The organism is Streptomyces sp. NPDC058579 (assembly GCF_042718575.1).
Classification (GTDB): domain Bacteria; phylum Actinomycetota; class Actinomycetes; order Streptomycetales; family Streptomycetaceae; genus Streptomyces.
Genome location: NZ_JBHXPI010000029.1, coordinates 17,293 through 35,046 on the forward strand (window position 1 = coordinate 17,293; position 17,754 = coordinate 35,046).

General features: G+C 71.3%; 21 protein-coding genes. 8 read left to right on the forward strand and 13 right to left on the reverse strand.

The genetic code is table 11. From position 1 onward, the window contains the following. Positions 1-84: 84 nt before the first annotated feature. From ACFWRO_RS26280 to ACFWRO_RS26290, 3 genes are all read right to left on the reverse strand, one after another. Positions 85-426 (reverse strand): DUF2516 family protein, encoded by a 342-nt coding sequence (locus ACFWRO_RS26280; protein ID WP_384513849.1) that lies wholly within the window; start codon positions 424-426, stop codon positions 85-87. 86 nt (positions 427-512) lie between these two features. Further along, on the reverse strand, positions 513-1,091 hold the full coding sequence (locus ACFWRO_RS26285) for a hypothetical protein (protein ID WP_384513851.1): 579 nt from the start codon (positions 1,089-1,091) through the stop codon (positions 513-515). A 27-nt stretch (positions 1,092-1,118) separates the two neighbouring features. Then, positions 1,119-1,580 carry a helix-turn-helix domain-containing protein gene (locus ACFWRO_RS26290; RefSeq protein ID WP_384513853.1) on the reverse strand — a complete coding sequence of 154 codons (462 nt, stop codon included), beginning with the start codon at positions 1,578-1,580 and terminating at the stop codon, positions 1,119-1,121. Between the two features lie 179 nt (positions 1,581-1,759). Between ACFWRO_RS26290 and ACFWRO_RS26295 the strand changes: the two genes are divergently transcribed. Then, positions 1,760-2,578 (forward strand): DUF6348 family protein, encoded by an 819-nt coding sequence (locus ACFWRO_RS26295; RefSeq protein WP_384513855.1) that lies wholly within the window; start codon positions 1,760-1,762, stop codon positions 2,576-2,578. Between the two features lie 3 nt (positions 2,579-2,581). Here ACFWRO_RS26295 and rox read toward each other — a convergent pair whose 3' ends face one another. Further along, on the reverse strand, positions 2,582-4,018 hold the full coding sequence (gene rox, locus ACFWRO_RS26300) for a rifampin monooxygenase (protein WP_384513857.1): 1,437 nt from the start codon (positions 4,016-4,018) through the stop codon (positions 2,582-2,584). A 297-nt stretch (positions 4,019-4,315) separates the two neighbouring features. Further along, positions 4,316-4,687 carry a winged helix-turn-helix transcriptional regulator gene (locus ACFWRO_RS26305; RefSeq protein WP_384513859.1) on the reverse strand — a complete coding sequence of 124 codons (372 nt, stop codon included), beginning with the start codon at positions 4,685-4,687 and terminating at the stop codon, positions 4,316-4,318. Positions 4,688-4,736: 49 nt separating this feature from the next. Between ACFWRO_RS26305 and ACFWRO_RS26310 the strand changes: the two genes are divergently transcribed. The 3 genes from ACFWRO_RS26310 to ACFWRO_RS26320 all read left to right on the forward strand — a co-directional run bounded on the left by ACFWRO_RS26310 (position 4,737) and on the right by ACFWRO_RS26320 (position 7,863). Beyond that, complete coding sequence (locus ACFWRO_RS26310; RefSeq protein ID WP_384513860.1) at positions 4,737-5,699, forward strand: NAD(P)-dependent oxidoreductase; 963 nt, start codon at positions 4,737-4,739, stop codon at positions 5,697-5,699. 38 nt (positions 5,700-5,737) lie between these two features. Beyond that, a complete protein-coding gene (locus tag ACFWRO_RS26315; RefSeq protein WP_384513862.1) occupies positions 5,738-6,223 on the forward strand; it encodes a MarR family winged helix-turn-helix transcriptional regulator in 486 nt (161 codons plus the stop codon). Between the two features lie 113 nt (positions 6,224-6,336). Next, entirely contained in the window at positions 6,337-7,863 is a 1,527-nt protein-coding gene (locus ACFWRO_RS26320; protein WP_384513864.1) for an MFS transporter, read from the forward strand. Here the strand turns inward: ACFWRO_RS26320 and ACFWRO_RS26325 are convergent. Further along, entirely contained in the window at positions 7,745-8,752 is a 1,008-nt protein-coding gene (locus ACFWRO_RS26325; RefSeq protein ID WP_384513866.1) for a DMT family transporter, read from the reverse strand. The two genes, ACFWRO_RS26320 and ACFWRO_RS26325, sit on opposite strands and share 119 nt — an antisense overlap. A gap of 72 nt (positions 8,753-8,824) precedes the next feature. Between ACFWRO_RS26325 and ACFWRO_RS26330 the strand changes: the two genes are divergently transcribed. After that, complete coding sequence (locus ACFWRO_RS26330) at positions 8,825-9,778, forward strand: LysR family transcriptional regulator (protein ID WP_384513868.1); 954 nt, start codon at positions 8,825-8,827, stop codon at positions 9,776-9,778. Here ACFWRO_RS26330 and ACFWRO_RS26335 read toward each other — a convergent pair. Both ACFWRO_RS26335 and ACFWRO_RS26340 read right to left on the reverse strand, forming a co-directional pair. Further along, positions 9,738-10,346, reverse strand: coding sequence for a GNAT family N-acetyltransferase (locus tag ACFWRO_RS26335; protein WP_384513870.1), 609 nt, complete (start codon positions 10,344-10,346; stop codon positions 9,738-9,740). The two genes, ACFWRO_RS26330 and ACFWRO_RS26335, sit on opposite strands and share 41 nt — an antisense overlap. Before the next feature lie 39 nt (positions 10,347-10,385). Continuing rightward, a complete protein-coding gene (locus tag ACFWRO_RS26340; protein ID WP_384513872.1) occupies positions 10,386-11,252 on the reverse strand; it encodes a TetR/AcrR family transcriptional regulator in 867 nt (288 codons plus the stop codon). Between the two features lie 103 nt (positions 11,253-11,355). Between ACFWRO_RS26340 and ACFWRO_RS26345 the strand changes: the two genes are divergently transcribed. Both ACFWRO_RS26345 and ACFWRO_RS26350 read left to right on the forward strand, forming a co-directional pair. Further along, positions 11,356-12,354 carry an ATP-binding cassette domain-containing protein gene (locus ACFWRO_RS26345; RefSeq protein WP_384513874.1) on the forward strand — a complete coding sequence of 333 codons (999 nt, stop codon included), beginning with the start codon at positions 11,356-11,358 and terminating at the stop codon, positions 12,352-12,354. Further along, positions 12,335-13,090, forward strand: coding sequence for an ABC transporter permease (locus tag ACFWRO_RS26350; RefSeq protein WP_384513876.1), 756 nt, complete (start codon positions 12,335-12,337; stop codon positions 13,088-13,090). Before ACFWRO_RS26345 ends, ACFWRO_RS26350 begins: the two co-directional genes overlap by 20 nt. 16 nt (positions 13,091-13,106) lie before the next feature. On the opposite strand, the gene ACFWRO_RS26355 is transcribed toward ACFWRO_RS26350, so the two are convergent. Both ACFWRO_RS26355 and ACFWRO_RS26360 read right to left on the reverse strand, forming a co-directional pair. Beyond that, a complete protein-coding gene (locus ACFWRO_RS26355; protein ID WP_384513878.1) occupies positions 13,107-14,351 on the reverse strand; it encodes a GNAT family N-acetyltransferase in 1,245 nt (414 codons plus the stop codon). 78 nt (positions 14,352-14,429) lie between these two features. Continuing rightward, positions 14,430-15,032, reverse strand: coding sequence for an ABC transporter substrate-binding protein (locus tag ACFWRO_RS26360; RefSeq protein ID WP_384513879.1), 603 nt, complete (start codon positions 15,030-15,032; stop codon positions 14,430-14,432). 126 nt (positions 15,033-15,158) lie between these two features. Here ACFWRO_RS26360 and dtd point away from each other — a divergent pair, with 126 nt between their 5' ends. After that, a complete protein-coding gene (dtd, locus tag ACFWRO_RS26365; RefSeq protein WP_362007721.1) occupies positions 15,159-15,584 on the forward strand; it encodes a D-aminoacyl-tRNA deacylase in 426 nt (141 codons plus the stop codon). A 17-nt stretch (positions 15,585-15,601) separates the two neighbouring features. Here dtd and ACFWRO_RS26370 read toward each other — a convergent pair whose 3' ends face one another. Genes ACFWRO_RS26370 through ACFWRO_RS26380 form a run of 3 tightly spaced genes read right to left on the reverse strand, consistent with a single transcriptional unit; the run spans position 15,602 to position 17,652 of the window. After that, complete coding sequence (locus ACFWRO_RS26370) at positions 15,602-16,567, reverse strand: YgfZ/GcvT domain-containing protein (protein WP_384513962.1); 966 nt, start codon at positions 16,565-16,567, stop codon at positions 15,602-15,604. Between the two features lie 24 nt (positions 16,568-16,591). Further along, complete coding sequence (locus tag ACFWRO_RS26375; protein ID WP_384513882.1) at positions 16,592-17,029, reverse strand: Fur family transcriptional regulator; 438 nt, start codon at positions 17,027-17,029, stop codon at positions 16,592-16,594. 50 nt (positions 17,030-17,079) lie between these two features. Further along, a complete protein-coding gene (locus tag ACFWRO_RS26380; RefSeq protein ID WP_384513883.1) occupies positions 17,080-17,652 on the reverse strand; it encodes an FABP family protein in 573 nt (190 codons plus the stop codon). Positions 17,653-17,754 lie beyond the last annotated feature (102 nt).

The following is a 17,754-nucleotide window of genomic DNA, read 5'->3' on the forward strand; positions in this document are numbered from 1 at the left end:
AAAACCCCGGACCCTTCGGACCCTTTGGACCCCTTTGGACCCTTCGGATCCCTCGGACCCTTTGGCTCCACGTTCCGTTCGCTGCTACCGGCCGCCGTTGTACGGCCCGTAAGGCCCGTCGCTGCTGGACCCGCCACGGCGTCCGCCGCCTCCGCCGGAGACCTGCTTGATGGCCGGCCGGACGTCGACCATGAAGACGATCGCGGCGATGACGCCGGCGATCTGCAGGAAGAGCATGTCCAGAACCAGGTTCAGGACCAGGTTGATGCCGAGGATGATCAGCCAGAACTTCTTGGTCTGCTTGTCGGCCGCGCGGTAGGCATCCTCGCGCGCCATGGCGGCGAAGACGAAGGTGACGACGGCGAAGACGAGGAAGAACAGCCCGACCACCAGCGTGATACCCAGGTCGAATCCGTCGCGCAACATATCTGAACCGCCTCGTCAGTGGATGAACCGCCTCGCGGCCAAGGTACCCGGTACAACGCACCGGACACCCTGTTTGGTGCCCTGGCTTACTTGTCGGTGGCGCCGGCGGTCTTCTTGGCGACCGGCTTGCGGACGGAGGTCTTCCGGGCGGGGGCCTTCTTGGCGGGCTCGTCGGCCGCGGCGGAGTCCTGGGCCGGAACCTCGGCCTTCGCTTCGGCCTTCGTCTCCGGCTCGGGCTCGACCACGACGGCGATCTCGGTGATCTCCTCGGCCACCTCACCGCGCCAGGCCTTGACGGCCTCCTCGCCGTGCTCGGCGATCTCCTCGTACTTCTCGCGCGCCTTGACCGCGTACTCGGCGGCGACGCCGACGCCCCGCAGGGCCAGGTCCTGGGCGGTCTCGCCGAGCTTCTTCAGGTCGGTGTCGAGGTTGCCGACGACCTCGGCGAACTTCGACTGGACGGTGGCCTGGGCCTCCTTGGCCCGGTCGGTCACCTTCTCCTGCACGACCTTGGGGTCGGTGTTGCGCACGGCGTCGATCCGCGCGGGCGCCTCGGCGGCGATCTGCTCGATCAGGCCGGGGACCTTCTTGGCCTGCTGGACGGCGAGGTCGGCGGTGCCGGCGGCGAAGTAGAGGGGGGTACGCAGTTCTTCGATGATGGCCATGGTGGTGGTCCTCCGGAATGTCACGTACTAGCTCGCGGTGGGTTCGGCATCGGAAGCGGCGTCGTTCCCCGAGGCCACCTGGTCGGCGACCGCCTGATCGTTGGCCGCCTGATCGGTGGCTGCTTCTGCGGCCTCCGCTGCCTCTGCGGCGTTCTCCTTACGGAAGGAGTCGTAGATCTGGAGCAGCACCTGCTTCTGCCGCTCGTTGATCGAGGGATCGGCCAGGATGACGGCGCGCGTCTCCAGCTCGTCCCGCTCCTTCTCGTCGAGGATCCCGGCCCGCACGTACAGCGTCTCGGCGGAGATCCGCAGCGCCTTGGCGACCTGCTGCAACACGTCGGCGCTCGGCTTGCGCAGGCCGCGCTCGATCTGGCTCAGATAGGGATTGGACACCCCGGCGGCCTCCGCGAGCTGCCGCAACGACAGCTGCGCGGTGCGCCGCTGCTCACGGAGGTACTCGCCAAGATTGCCGACGTTGAGTGATGCCATGCTGCGAAGATGCCACCCCGCGCTAACTATTGCAAGCACCCGCTTGCAATAGTGTCGCGCCTCATACGCGGATCGCGCCCCGAACGCGGCATCGCGCTCCACGCGCGGCGGCCCTTACGACGTCCAGCGAGCCGGGAAACGCAGGTGGCCCACCGGCACCGTCTCCGTATGATCCCCGCATGCCCTGGATACGCCGTCGCCGCCGCGCCACCGAATCCAATGAACCCACCGAGCCCACCGAGCCCACCGAGCCCACCGAGCCCACCAAGCCCACCAAGCCCACCAAGGGCCGACTGCCCGACCTGGAGCTTCTCGCCCTGGTCCGGGAAGCTCTGGAGGAGGTCGCTCCCGGCTCCACGGCGGGCGCCGAGTTCAAGGGCAGTTCGTTGCTCAGCCCGCGGGGCTGGGCCATCGGTGTCGCACCGATGGGGCACGGGGACGACGGGCACCACGACCTGGTCGTCTTCCCGGACGTGAGCATCCAGCCCGACGTTCCCTGCTTCGTGGACTGCGTCGTGGTGGTCACCACCCCGCGCGACGCGGCCGACGTCTGGGCCGGTTCCGCCGGCGCCTGCCTGCTCGAACTGCTCGACGGGCGCGGGCGGTTCGCCGAGAACCGGGGCCCCGACGAGGAGCACGGCGTGCCGGGATGGCGGTCCATCACCTCGGGGGTGCTGGCCTACGGGCTCTCCACCCAGGAGAACCTCCGCCTCCAGGAGGCACTGCTGGAGGCGGACGTGCTCCGGAAGATCGCCCACACCTTCACCGCCGACCTGGAGTCGCCCTGGTTCAACGGTGTCCGGGTCTTCTACGGCGGCGCCCCGGGCGCCGTGCAGGCCGAGGTCCGGGTCAACGGCGAGCGGCACGAGGCCGCCTCCGCCGCACTGGCGGCGCTCGGCCTGCCCGAGCCGACCGTCTTCACCGTTGCCCGGTCCTTCACCCTGGTGCTGCCCGTCGGCGCCGGCCAGGAGCAGCACGACCACGCGGCCGCCGGGTAGCCGTCAGCCGGTCGTCGCCGTGCCGAACCAGCGGTGCAGGGCGGCCCGCAGTTCCTCCGGGTTCTCGCCCGCCCAGGCCACGTGGCCGTCCGGGCGGAGGAGGACCGCGGGGGCGTCGAGCTCCTCAGCGGGGTCGACGACGTGGTCGACGCGGTCCGCCCAGCCCGTCGCCGAGAGGGTGCCGGTCCGGTCGATCAGCAGGCCCCGGCCGCTGCGGGTGAGTTCGTAGAGGCGCCCCTGCTTCAGCTGGACGTCCCGCAGGCGCCGGCCGAGCAGCGCGTGGCCGGCGCCGAAGTCGTAACGGACACCGAGCGCGGTGACCTTCTCGATCAGGTACCGGTTCACCTCCTCGAAGTCCATCAGCTCCGCGATCAGCCGACGCACCGACTGGGAGCCCGCCTCCAGGGACATCAGCTCCATCTGCGCGCGGGTGTTGTCCAGCACGTCGGCGGCCACCGGGTGCCGCTCGGCCTCGTACGTGTCGAGGAGGCCCTCCGGCGCCCAGCCGTCGACCTCCGCCGCCAGCTTCCAGCCCAGGTTGAACGCGTCCTGGATACCGAGGTTGAGGCCCTGCCCGCCGGCCGGCGGGTGGATGTGCGCGGCGTCGCCCGCCAGGAACACCCGGCCGACGCGGTAGCGCTCGGCCTGCCGGGTGGCGTCGCCGAAGCGGGAGAGCCAGCGCGGCGAGTGCACGCCGAAGTCGGTGCCGGCGACCGCCCGCAGCCGCTCCTTGAACTCCTCGAAGGTCGGCATGACCGTGCGGTCCTCCGACACGCCCTCGGCGGGCACGACGACGCGGTACACCCCCTCCCCGAAGGGGATGACGCCGAACCGCTTCTGCGTCTTGCGGACTTCGACCATCACGGCGGCGAGCTCCTCGGGCGAGGCGGTCAGCTCCATCTGCCCGAGCAGCGTCTCGACCTTGCTGGGCTCGCCGGGGAAGGCGACGCCGAGCAGCTTGCGTACGGTGCTGCGGCCGCCGTCGCAGGCGACGAGGTAGCGCGAGCGCAGCCGTGTGCCGTCGGCGAGTTCGGCGGTCACACCGTCCTCGTCCTGGCTCAGTCCGACCACCTGGCAACCGCGCCGGATGTCCGCGCCCAATTCGACGGCGCGCTCGGACAGCAGGCGGTCGACAATGGGCTGCGGAATGCCGAGGACGTACGGGTGCGTGGTGTCGAGGTGCGGCGCGGGCTTGTCGATACCGGCGAAGAACCCGCCGCCGAGCGGGTGCTGCTTGCCGAGCGGGAGGAACCGTTCCAGCAGGCCGCGCTGGTCCATCACCTCGACGCTGCGCGCGTGCAGGCCGAGCGCGCGGACCACCTCGGTCGGCTCCGTGTCCCGCTCGAGAACGGCCACGCGCACATCCTGCAGGCGCAGCTCGGCGGCGAGCATCAGGCCGGTCGGTCCGCTACCGACCACGATCACGTCGACGTCGTACATGGGTCCCCCAGAGTGCTGTCGAACAGAGCAGGAAATACGGACAATAAGGAAGCATCCGGCTCAGGTCGATGATTCTGCACCACACCGGGGGCCTTGCCGCAAGGCCCCCCATGCGCTATATCTTGAGAGTGGCAAGGGGCTCGTCCTCCTTGCCTTTTCTGTTTTCCGGGGGCTTTCAGCTGCCCCGTACGCGCATCCCCCATGTAGCCACTTTTTTGTGGGTACTTGGCGACGACCGGCCGAGCGGCGAACCTGGTGAGGCCGACGGAACGGAGGGGAGGTTGCGGTGCGAATACGTCAGGACGCGGCCGAGCGCATCTCGGCGGGCCGGGCGTGCTCCGTGAGCTTCTCCAGGCGGCGGTGGCCCCAGTCGGAGAGGGGCGCGAGCGCCGTCGCCAGTTGCCCGCCGAACTCCGTCAGGGAGTACTCGGTCTTCAGCGGAAGCGTGTCGTACACCTGCCGGTGCACCAGCCCGTCGGTCTCCATCTCGCGGAGCGACTGAGTCAGCACCTTCTCGCTGAGGCCGGGCAGGAGGCGGCGCAGTTCGCCCGGGCGGCGCGGACCCGACTCCAGCAGCCACAGCAGGGTCGTCTTCCACTTGCCGTCGATGACCGCGATCGCCGCGGTCACTCCACAGACGTCCCTGTCCTGGGCCCGACCGCGCGTCACCCTCGCCCCCTTTGTCACTGATCATCACTGTATTTACGGGAGTTGAACCATGCCCTCACCCACTGAGCAGTCCGACGTCACCGCCACCGTCACCGTACTCGGCCTCGGGCCGATGGGCCGGGCCCTGGCGGGCGCCTTCCTGGACGCCGGGGTACGCACCACCGTCTGGAACCGGACGCCGGGTCGCGAGCGGGAGCTGGTCGCGCGGGGCGCGACCGGTGCCGGCTCCGTCGAGGAGGCGGTCGCGGCGAGCCCGCTGACCGTGGTCTGCGTCGTGAACTACGACGCGGTGGACGCCGTTCTGCGGCGCGAGGCGGTCACCGGCGCGCTCAAGGGGCGGACGGTGGTCAACCTGACCGCCGACACCCCGGACCGGGCCCGGTCCACCGCCGCCTGGGCGGCCGAGCACGGCGTCCGCTACCTGGACGGGGCGATCATGACCCCTACGTACACCATCGGGACCCCTGACGCGGTGTTCCTGCACAGCGGCCCGGCGGAGCTGTACCGCGAGCACCGTCCCGTACTGGACACCCTCGGTGGCACCCACACCCATCTCGGCGAGGACCCCGGCCGGGCGGCGGCGTACGACATCGCGCTGCTCGACATCTTCTGGACCGCCATGGCCGGGTACGCCCACGCCCTCGCGGTCGCGCGGGCGGAGGGGATCAGCGCGGGGGACCTGGCGCCGTTCGCGCGGGGCATCGGCGCGATCCTGCCGCCGATCTTCGAGGAGAGCGCCGAGGACGTGGACGGCGGGATCTTCTCGGGCGCGGGCAACCCGCTCACCTCGGCGGCCTCGTCCATGACCCACATCGTGCACGCCTCCGAGGCGCACGGCATCGACGCCGGCGTGATGCGCGCGGCCGAGGGCCTCGCCCGGCGCGCCATCGCGGAGGGCCACGGCGGCGACGGCTTCCTCCGGATCACCGAACTCCTGAGCCGGGGCGAGGGCGGGGGCCGGGGCGGCCACCGCGAGGGCCAGGACCCAGACCCCCTCTCGTCCGCTTCCTGATAATCCGCGACAGACCGACTTCACCTACCCTGGCTGACATGACAGCCATGGCACCCACCCGCACCGAGCCCGATCTCTCCTTCCTCCTGGACCACACCAGCCACGTCCTGCGGACGCGGATGAGCGCCGAGCTCGGGGAGATCGGGCTCACCCCGCGCATGCACTGCGTCCTCGTGCACGCCCTGGAGCAGGAGCGCACGCAGGCGCAGCTGGCCGAGATCGGGGACATGGACAAGACCACGATGGTCGTCACCGTCGACGCCCTGGAGGCGGCCGGGCTCGCCGAGCGCCGGCCGTCGAGCGCCGACCGGCGGGCCCGGATCATCGCGGTCACCGAGGAGGGGGCGAAGGTCGCCGCGAAGAGCCAGAAGATCGTCGACGGGGTGCACGAGAACGCCCTGGCCTCGCTGCCCGACGACGAGCGCGAGGTGCTGGTGCGCGCACTGAACCGCCTGGCCACAGGCCACCTGGAGACCCCCGTGGAGAGCGCGCGACCGGCCCGGCGGGCCCGCCAGAAGGGCTGACGGAGCCAAGGCCCCACCGAGGGTCCCCGCACCCCTCGATCCGTAAAAGATAGTCTGCAACAGAACTATCTGCTACGGTCTTTCCTGTTGCCTCCCTCGCACAGGAGAGACCCATGAACACCGCTGTCACCACCCTCACCCCCACCTCCACCCGCTCCCGCTCCCTCGCCCTCGGCGTCCTCGCCACCGGGATGCTGATGACCGTCCTCGACGGGAGCATCGTCACCGTCGCCATGCCCGCCATCCAGAGCGACCTCGGCTTCACCCCGGCCGGCCTCAGCTGGGTCGTCAACGCCTACCTGATCGCCTTCGGCTCGCTGCTCCTCCTCGCCGGCCGCCTCGGCGACCTGATCGGCCGGAGACGGATGTTCCTCGCGGGTACGGGAGTGTTCACCGCCGCCTCCCTGCTCGCCGGTGTCGCCGCCTCCCCCGAGGTCCTGATCGCCGCCCGCTTCCTGCAGGGCGTCGGCAGCGCGATGGCCTCCGCCGTGAGCCTCGGCATCCTCGTCACGCTCTTCACCGAACCCCGCGAACGCGCCCGCGCCATCGCCGTGTTCAGCTTCACCGGAGCGGCCGGCGCCTCCATCGGACAGGTCCTCGGCGGGATCCTGACCGACGCGCTCACCTGGAACTGGATCTTCTTCATCAACCTCCCCATCGGCGCCGCGACCGTCCTCGTCGCCCTCCGCGCCCTGCCCGGCGACCGAGGTCGCAGTGCCGGTGGCGGCCGCACCGGCGGCGTGGACCTTCTCGGCGCACCGCTCATCACCGCCGGCCTGATGACCGGCATCTACGCGGTCGTCACGATCGAGGAGTACGGCGCGACTTCCGCCCACACCCTCGGCCTCGGCGCGCTCTCCCTCGCCCTGCTCGCCGGCTTCGTCCTCCGCCAGGCCCGGGCGGCGAGCCCCCTCATGCCGCTGCGGATCCTGCGCTCGCGCAGTGTCTCGGGCGCCAACCTCGTCCAGATGCTGATGGTCGCCGCCCTCTTCTCCTTCCAGGTCCTCGTCGCGCTCCACCTGCAGAAGGTCCTCGGGTACGGCGCCGCCGAGACCGGTCTCGCGATGCTGCCGGCCGCCGCGATCATCGGCGCGGTGTCCCTGGGCGTCTCGGCCCGCCTCATCGCCCGCTTCGGCGAGCGCGCCGTACTGCTCACCGGGCTCGGGCTGCTCGTGGTCATGCTCGGCCTGCTCACCCGGGTCCCCGTGCACGCCTCGTACGTCACCGACCTCCTGCCCGTGATGCTGCTGGCCGCCGGTTTCGGCCTCGCGCTGCCCGCCCTCACCTCGCTGGGCATGTCCGGCGCGAAGGAGGAGGACGCGGGCCTCGCCTCGGGGCTCTTCAACACCACCCAGCAGATCGGCATGGCCCTCGGCATCGCGGTCCTCTCCACCCTGGCCGCCGCCCGCACCGAGTCCCTGACCGAGGCAGGCCGCTCCACCGCCGAGGCCCTGACCGGCGGCTACCACCTGGCCTTCGGCGTCGGCGCCGGTCTCCTCGTCGCCGCCTTCGCGGTCGCCCTCACGGTCCTGCGACAGCCGAAGAACGGCCGGAGGGCACCCCAGGAGCCGGACCGCGATCAGGATCAGGTTCAGGTTCAAGATCAGGATCAGGCGCGGGCCGCCGCCCCCGTCGCGTAAGCGCCACCCCCGCCAGTACGACCGCCATCCCCGCCACCACCCGTACCGTCAACGGCTCGTCGAGCACGAGGGCCCCGAGCGCCACCGACACCACCGGCAGCAGGTAGCCGACGGTCGCGGCGCTCGTCGGGCCCTCTTCGGCGATCATCCGGTAGTTGAGGTGGAAGGTGAGCCCGGTCGCGAAGATCCCGAGGACGACGACCGCCCCGACACCCGCCCAGGTCAACGTCCCCGTGCCCCCGGCCAGCGGCGCCGGCACGCTCAGGGCCGTCGCCGCGAGCAACTGCGCCGCCGACAGCGCCATCGGCGCGGTGCCCCCGCCGACCAGCTTGCGCGCCATGTACGCGAAGGCCACCGCGTAACTGGCCGAAGCGCCGAGCAGCGCGAGCGCTCCGATGCTCATCAGGCCCGAATCCCCGCTCCAGGGCGCGAAGATCAGCAGGATGCCGGCGAAGCCGAGGACCAGACCGGCGACCTTCGCCGCGCCGAAGCCGCGCTCCGTGCCAAGCGCCACGCCGATGAGCAGGGACCAGAGCGGGGTGGTGGCGTTCAGGACGCCCGCGACACCGCTGTCGACGGTCTGCTGCCCGATGCCGAAGAGCAGGAACGGCAGGGCGTTGCAGAAGAAGGCCGCGACGGCCAACCGCCTCCAGGTGCGCCGGTCCCGTGGCAGCCGCTGCCCGGCCGCGTACGCGAGAGCGAGCAGCACGCCCGCCCCGAGCAGGCACCGTACGAAGGTGATCCACCCAGGGGTGAGGCCGTGGTCGAGAGCCAGCTCGATCCAGAGGAAGGCCGAGCCCCAGAGCAGGGCCAGCACACCCATACGTACGCCCATGCGCACGCCCGTACGTCCGCCCATACGTCCGCCCATACGCGTCGTCGATGTCATGGGCCCCACGGTCCCCGCCCCCACTCGACAGGACAAGCGAAGAATCATGCATCCAGCGTTAAGCTGTGCTACATGCTCGACGTGAGACGCATGCAGGTGCTCCGGGCCGTCGTCACCAGCGGCTCCGTCACCGCCGCCGCCGCGAACCTCGGTTACACCCCCTCCGCCGTGAGCCAGCAGATCGGTGTCCTGGAGAAGGAGGCCGGCATCGCGCTGCTCGAACGGTTCGGCCGGGGCGTCCGGCCCACCGCCGCCGGGCTGTTGCTCACCGAGCACGCGGACGTGATCGGCCGCCAGGTCGCCGAGGCCGAGACCGCCCTCGCCGACCTGCGGGCCGGGCGCACCGGCCAGGTGGCGGTGCGGTACTTCGCCACGGCGGGCGCCGATCTAGTCGCCCCCGCGCTCGCCCGCTTCCGCCGCGAACACCCAGGTGTACGGGTGGACTTGAGGATCGCCGAGGGCGCGCGGCCCGACCCGGAGGCGGACGTCACCCTGGTCGTACGACCCCGAGACACGCACCGGGGCGGCGCGGACACCGAGGACGGTCTCCGTCTGGTCCACCTCGCCGACGACCCGTACCGCGCCGTACTCCCCAAGGGCCACCGGTTCGCCGACCGCCGCCTCGTCGACCTGGCCGAACTCGCCGACGAGCCGTGGGTCGGCAGCGAGCGCCCGGGCCCCTGCCTCGACGCCGTCCTGGAGGCGTGCGCGGCGGCCGGGTTCACGCCGGACATCGCGGTGGAGTGCGAGGAGTACGCGACCGCCCAGGGCTTCGTCGCGGCGGGGCTCGGGATCAGCCTGGTCCCGCTGATGGGCCTGGGCAGTCGCCACCCGAACGTGGTCGTCCGCCGGCTCCGGGGGCCGGAGCCGGTCCGCTCGATCCACGCGGCGGTACGGGAGTCCTCGCTCGCCCTGCCCGCCGTACGGGGCCTCCTGACGGCGCTTCAGGAGGCCTGGGAGGCCGGGGCCGGGGCCGGGGCCACTCCTACGAAGCGCGCGGCTCGCGCCACATCGCCCACAGCGTAGGCCCGCCCCCGGGAAGCTCCAGCTCCTTCCGCACGGTGAAGCCGAAGTGCTGGTAGAAGGCCAGGTTGTCGGGCTTGGAGGACTCCAGGTAGGCGGGCATCTCCGCCGCGTCGGCCTTGGCCAGGCCCGAGCGGAGCAGGGCGGCTCCGTGCCCCTGGCCCTGGGCGGCCGGGTCGGCGCCGATCAGGGCGAGGTACCAGTGCGGCTCCTGGGGCGTGTGCTTCCCGGCTTCCTCGACGGCCGCCCCGAAGACCGGCGCGCGGTCACCGAGGATGCCGGTGAGCTCCTGGATGGTCTCCTCGTCCGGAACGGCCTTGGCCGCCGCCTCCGGCGGCACCCAGAACGAGGCCGCCGCGCCGGTGCGCTCGCACACCGCGTGACGGACGTACTGCCGGGTGAAGAGCGTGGTGAAGTAGCGGCCGAGCGAGGCCTCGCGCGAGGCGTCGTCGGGGAAGAACCAGCGCATCATCGGGTCGTCGTCGAAGGCGCGGGTGAGGGTGCGACCGATCAGCGGTGCGTCGTCGATCGTTGCCGTCCGGGGGGTGTTCGTTATCGACATACGGGTCATTCTGCACCTTGATGATCTTGACCCTCGGGCGGGGTCCGCTCAACCCGAAGCCCCCGCCTCCTTCCCGTCGACGAGCAGCGCGACCCCGTCGAGGATGCGCGCGAGGCCGAAGCGGAACTCGTAGTCCGGCTCGTCGGCCTGCCCCATCACGCCGGAGTCCAGCATCCGCGCGACCGCCGGATAGCGCTCGGGGTCGGCGAGGCGCCGGAGGGTGTGGCCGTAGCGGGCGAGCGCCTCCTCGGGGCGCTCCCCGCTCGCCCCGATGACGGCCCCGATGTCGGCCATCATCAGCGCCTCGTTCCGGACGAACCCGGAGACCAGCATGACCACCGAGACCTTGGTCCCCTCGTCGAGGCCGGTGCCGTCCAGGGCGACCATGGCCCGCTCCCACCAGGCGACCGAGTTCGGTGTCGCGGGCGGTCCTGTGAGCGGCATGCGGAGCATCCAGAGGTTCTGGTGGTAGATCTCGCGCAGCTCACGGGCCCAGTGCTCGACGCCCTCGCGCCAGCCCGTTCCAGCGGGCAGCGAGGCGGGCGGCGGGCCGGTGGCGACGTCCTGCATGAGGACGTACAGCTCGCTCTTCGCGCCGACGTAGCGGTAGAGGGACATGGTCGAGACGCCGAGCTCCTTGGCGATCCGGCCCATGGAGAGGGCGTCGAGGCCCTCCGTCGAGGCGACCGTCACGGCGGTCCCCACGATCCGGTCGAGGGTGAGGCCGGGCTTGGGGCCCTTGGAGGGGCGCTCCCGCAGCCCCCAGGCGGCCTCGATGCTCGCGGGCAGAAAGCTTCCGCCGCCATCGCCCGGAGCGCGGTCGCTCGGAGCGCCCCGGCCGGGAACACCCTCACTCGGATCGCCCCCGCTCGGAACACCCTCACCCCGAGCGCCCGCGCCCTTGCCGTCCGCCACCACAACCGCCCGCCCTTCCTCGCTTGACGACCATCCTAGTAATGCGTAACCCTTACACAGTAACGCGTAAGGCGTACGCAGTACTGAACTCAGGGGGACCCCCATGCCATCCGCCGCCATCGAAGCCAACGGCCTGCGCAAGGCCTACGGCACCGTCCCCGTCCTCGAATCCCTCGACCTACGGGTCGACGAGGGCACGATCTTCGCCCTGCTCGGCCCCAACGGCGCCGGCAAGACCACCACCGTCCGCATCCTGACCACGCTCACCCAGCCGGACGCCGGCAACGCGCGCGTGGCCGGGTACGACATCGCCACCGAGCGGTCCCGGGTGCGCCGCGCGATCAGCCTCACCGGCCAGTTCGCCGCCGTCGACGAGATGCAGACCGGCGCCGAGAACCTGCGCATGATGGCCCGGCTCTCCGGGCTCTCCCGCCGTGCCGCCGAGCGGCGCGCCGACGAACTCCTGGAGCGCTTCGGCCTCACCGACGCGGGCCGCCGCCTCGCCAAGACGTACTCCGGCGGCATGCGCCGCCGCCTCGACCTCGCCGCGGGCCTGGTCCGCGACCCCGGCGAGACCTCGGTGATCTTCCTCGACGAGCCGACCACCGGCCTCGACCCGCGCAGCCGCAAGGAGCTCTGGGAGATCGTCCGCGCCCTCTCCGACAGCGGTACGACGGTCTTCCTCACCACCCAGTACCTGGAGGAGGCCGACCTGCTCGCCGACCGCATCGCCGTCATGAACGCGGGCCGCGTCGTCGCCGAGGGCACCGCGCAGGCCCTGAAGGCCCGCCTCGCCGACCACCGCCTCGACCTCGTCCTGCGCGACCGGGACGCCTACCTCCGGCTCGCCGACCGGGCCGTCCACCACGAGCCCGAGGCCCTCACCCTCGGCGTCGCCACCGACGGCAGCGCCGCCCAGGTCCGCGAGCTTCTCGACACCCTCGACCCCGACCGCACCGACGTCGTCCGCTTCGCGCTGCGCGGCGCGACCCTCGACGACGTGTTCCTGGCGCTCACCGAAAAGCCGGCCGCCAACCCCACCGCGCAGCCCAGCACCAACTCCACCGAGAAGGAGTCCGCCCATGTCGACGCCCGTATCTGACGCCCTGACGATGACCGGCCGCGGGCTCCGCCTCGGCCGCCGGAACGTCGACGCCGTCATCACCTCGATGATGCTGCCGATCATCCTGATGCTGGTCTTCGTCTACTTCTTCGGCGGAGCCATCGACACCGGCACCCGCTACGTGACGTACGTCGTCCCCGGCGTCCTGATCCTCTGCTCCGGCTTCGGCTCCGCCGGCACCGGCGTCTCCGTCAGCGAGGACATGAAGGGCGGGATCATCGACCGGTTCCGCTCGCTCGACATCGGCGGTACGGCGATCCTCGCCGGCCACGTCGGCGCCAGCATCGCCCGCAACCTCGTCGCCACCGTGCTCGTCTTCGGCGTGGCCTTCGCCATCGGCTTCCGGCCGTCCGCGACCCCGCTCGGCTGGCTCGCCGCGCTCGGGCTGCTCGTCGCCTTCATCACCGCGATCTCCTGGCTCGCGGCGGCGGCCGGGCTGCTCGCCCGCACCCCCGAAGCGGCGGGCGGGATCACCTTCTTCATGATGTTCCTGCCCTACCCGAGCAGCGCGTTCGTCCCCGTCGAGACGATGCCGAGCTGGCTCCACGGCTTCGCCGAGCACCAGCCCGTCACACCGCTCATCGAGTCGATGCGCGGACTGCTGCTCGACCAGCCGGTGGGCAACACGCCCTGGATCGCGCTCGCGTGGTGCGCCGGGATCCTGGCGGTGGCGCTGGCCGCGTCCGGGGCGCTGTTCCGCCACCGTACGAAGTGACTCGCTGAGAGGCCGCTCAGAATATGTCGGGGCACCACGGGCGGCGCGCGGCCCGCAGCAGTACGTCCGCCCGGGCGGCCGCGCCCGCCGCGAGCTCCTCGACCCGGCCCAGCTCCGCCAGCCGTACGACCGACTCGTCACCGAGCGAGAGCGTGCCCAACTCGGCGACGTCCAGGGCGAGATCGGCGGACTCGGTGGTACGGGAGACCTCCGAGCCCGCCGGGGAGGCGTCGAGCCGGTAGCGCCCGCCGGCGAGCCCGGCGGCGTCCTCCACCTCCAGGACGAGGCTGCCGGAACTCGCGTACGTACGCCCCTCAAGCACCTTGGCGACGTCCAGGACCCTGACCCACAGCATGTCGGCGTGGCTGACCACCCTGGCGGCGCGCGGGTCGGGCAGGAGCAGCGGGAGGACGTCGTCGGGGGCGCGCAGGCCTGAGCGGACCTTGGTCACCCAGTCGAGCGAGCACATGTACCGCCAGAGCGCCCGCTCGGCGGCCGGGGTGCAGGCGATCAGGTCCCGGACGGTGGCGGTGTTGACGGGCTGCTTGCCGTCGTCCCACTTGTCGTCGGAGCGGTAGGAGACATGGCCCTCCACCTCGCCGGACGCGGAGCGGTAGACGGCGTAGAAGGGCTCGGTCCACGGCTCGCCCTGGAAGCCGAGGCCGGTGCCGCGCTCCCAGCCCTGGGTGTCGCGGTTCGGGACGCCGGCCCGGACACGGGCCAGGCGGCGGTGCACCTCTGGGCCGACCTTGCGGATCTCGGCGCCGTCGGACATCTCGATCGTGCCGCCGTCCTCGGGCTGCCCGGTGCGGCGCGGGTCGAGCCCGGCGCGGGGGACGTCGACGGACCACTCGGTGGTCCAGGCGGCGGGGCCGAAGCCGTACCGCCCGTAGATCGGGTACTCGGCGGCGATGAGCGACGCGACGGCGTCACCCCGCTCCTTCGCGGCGGCCAGGTCGCCCGTCATCACCCGGCTGAGCACACCGCGCCTGCGGTGGGACGGCGAGACGGTCACCTGACTGACGGCGTCGGAGACGAGCGAGCCGCCACCGACGGTGGACAGCTCCTGCGTGAACGTACGGAAGGTGGCGACGATCCGGCCCCGGTCGAAGACCCCGAGCGTCCGGGACAGGTCGAACTGCGGGCGCCGCTGCTCGACCTCCTCGTCCGTCACTAGGGGTGGCCGGAGGAACCCGGTCTTGAGCGCACGCAGCCAATCACCCAACTCGGACTCGCCCACCGGGCGCACCTCAAGACTCATACCAGCGAGGCTATGGCGCCCACCCGATCGCCCGCACCCCGGTTTTTCACCGGGCGAGGGCGGTCGAAGAGAGTGGGCTCAGGCCAGCAGGTCGTCGACCTGGGCCTCGCCCTCGCGGTAACGGCGGGTGATCTCGGCGCTGCAGTCGTCGGCCGTCCCCTGGAGCTCGCGCCGCCGCCGCGAGATCTGCTGCTCGCACCCCGCGAGGCGGCCCATCGCCGCGTGCAGCTCGTCGTCGGTCCGCGCCCCGAGGTCGGACAGCTCGACCTCCGAGAGCATCTCCTCGACCAGCTGCCGGTACTCCTCGCTCCGCGGCGTCGACAGCGTCAGGTGCCGCGCCGAGGCCGCCCGCCGCGAGGGCACGTCCGCCAGGATCTCCGAGAGCCGGTCCAGAACCGGTGACTCCGGATCCGTCCGCCGGGCCAGCTCGGCCCGCAGGATGTCGATACGGCCCTGCAGCATCCGCCGTACGTAGCTGAGGTCGGCCTCCTCGCTCTGCGCGTCACGGCGCAGCGCGCGCAGCTCCGGCAGTCGCAGCGCCGCCATGTCCGGCTGCGCCGCCGTCTCCGGCTGCGACGACCGCGCCGGCAGGGCGGGCTCGGCCGTCCGCTGCACGGGCGGACGTACGCCCACTCCGGAACCGAATCGGGCCGGCGTCTGCCCGGCGCCAGATGCACTCATGTGAATCGTCCCCTCGACCGGCGCGGAACCGCACCGCCTGACACGCATGGTGCCACTCCCGCACGTGCGCGTGCAGGCGCTCTGCACCCGTTCAGCCCCTATGCGTCGGTCTGTAGGTTGGTCTGTATGCGTGCAGTGGTACAGAGGGTGGACGGCGCGAGCGTCGTCGTCGCAGGCGAGACCGTCGGCGAGATCGTCGGTGAAGGGCTGTGTGTACTGGTGGGAGTGACCCACGAGGACACACCGGAGAAGGCGGCGCAGCTTGCCCGAAAGCTCTGGTCCGTCCGGATTCTGGAGGGTGAGAAATCCTGTTCGGACACCAATGCGCCCTTGTTGGTGATTTCTCAGTTCACCCTCTACGGGGATGCCCGCAAGGGCCGCAGGCCCACCTGGAACGCGGCCGCGCCCGGCCCGGTCGCCGAGCCGCTCGTCGACGAGGTGGTCGCGCGGCTGCGGGAGCTGGGGGCGCACGTGGAGACGGGCCGGTTCGGAGCGGACATGCGCGTCTCGCTCACGAATCACGGCCCGTTCACGGTGCTCGTGGAGGTGTAGGCCCTACGTTGTAAGCCCTACGGCTCGACGACCGTCTCCTGGGCGGCGGCGGTCTCCCCCGCCATCAGCTCGGCGTCCACGGGCACGTTCCGCTTCACCATCGCGAGCGCGATCGGACCGAGCTCGTGGTGGCGGCCGGAGGTGGTGATGAAGCCGAGCTGGCGCCCGTCGGCGCCGTCCGCCGCGAGCCGGATCGGGGTGCCGTGGCCCGGCAGGTGGACCTCGCTGCCGTCCAGGTGCAGGAAGACCAGGCGGCGCGGCGGCTTCCCCAGGTTGTGGACGCGGGCGACGGTCTCCTGGCCGCGGTAGCAGCCCTTCTGCAGGTGCACCGCGCTGCCGATCCAGCCCAGCTCGTGCGGGATGGTCCGGTGGTCGGTCTCGAAGCCGAGCCGCGGCCGGTGCGCCTCGATCCGCAGCGCCTCGTACGCGAGCATCCCGGCGGCGGGCCCGTGCGTACCGGCGAAGGCGTCGAGCTCGTCCCGGGGCAGAAACACATCACGCCCGTGCGGAGTCTCCCGTACGACACCTCCCTCCGGGATCTCGGCGATGGAGCCGGCCGGGAGGTGGACGACGGCGAAGTCGTCCGTGCGGTCGGCGACCTCGACCCGGTAGAAGAACTTCATCGACTCCAGATAGGCGATGAGCTCGTCCCGCGTGCCGGGCTCCACGTGCGCCCAGACCGTCTCGCCGTCGTCGACGAGGTAGAGCGCGTGCTCGATGTGACCGTTCGCGGAGAGGATCAGCGCCTCGGTGGCCCGGCCCACCGGCAGATCGCTGACGTGCTGGGTGAGCAGCAGGTGCAGCCAGCTCAGCCGGTCGTCTCCGGAGACGGTGACGACACCGCGGTGCGAGAGGTCGACGAAACCGTCACCGGCGGCCAGGGAGCGCTGCTCGCGGAACAGATCGCCGTAGTGCGCGGCGACGCCTTCGTCACGGCCTTCGGCGGGAACGGCGCCGGGCAGGGACAGCAGAGGGCTCTTCACGACAGGGCTCTTCATGAGGCAAGCCTACGACTGCGTACCGGCGTCCTTCTTCGTACAGTCCTGACAGCGGCCGAAGATCGCGAAATGCTTCATGTCCGTCTCGAAACCGAAGGTCTCCTTCAGCTTCGCGGTGAACCCGGCGGCGACGTCGACGTCCGCCTCGATGACGTTCGTACAGTCCCGGCAGACCAGGTGCAGGTGGTGGTGCCGGTCGGCGAGGTGGTACGTCGGCGCCCCGTGCCCGAGGTGGGCGTGGGAGACGAGACCCAGCTCCTCCAGGAGCTCCAGGGTCCGGTACACGGTGGAGATGTTCACACCGGAGGCCGTCTTGCGGACCTCGCCCAGGATGTCGTCGGGCGTCGCGTGCTCCAGCGTGTCCACGGCCTCCAGGACAAGCTGGCGCTGCGGCGTCAGCCGGTAGCCGCGCTGCCGCAGGTCGCTCTGCCAGTCGGTACTCACCACGCCCCCCAGTGTAGGAGGGCGTGGCGGAATCCCGGCTCTTCGTACTGCGCCTACTTGAAGAAGGCGATGCCGTCGTCCGGCAGGTCGCCGAGGTTGCGCGCCATCTCGGCAACCTCCTCGGGCGTGACGACCTTCTTCAGGTGCGCCGACATGTACGGGCGGAGCGGGACCTCGGGGGTCGCCTTCTCGCCGACCCACATCAGGTCGCCCTTGACGTAGCCGTACAGCCGCTTGCCACCGCTGTAGGGCCCGGAGGCCGCGGTACGGGCCACGGCGTCCGTGACCAGGTCGATCTGCGGCTTCTTGTCGGCCAGCTCGCCGTACCAGATCTCGACGATGCCCTGGTCGCGGACCATGACGATCTCGACCTTGCGGTCCTTGTCGATCCGCCAGAAGCCGCTCTCGCTCTCCAGCGGGCGGACCTGCTTGCCGTCGTTGTCGAGCACCCAGGAGTGCGAGTGGTACTCGATGAAGTCCCGGCCGTCATGGCTGAAGGTCACGGACTGCCCGAAGTTGCACTTCTCGGCACCGGGGAAGTCGGCCACGCCCGCGCCTTCCCACGTTCCGAGGAGGAACGCGAGGGGGACGAGGCCCGGGTTGAGGTCGGACGGGATCTCGATCATGAGCAGCTCTGTCGTTCCGTAGACGTCGAGTATTCGAGGTGATCAGCGCTGGTGATCAGCGCTGGCCCTGGTACAGCTTCTTCACGGCCAGACCGGTGAACG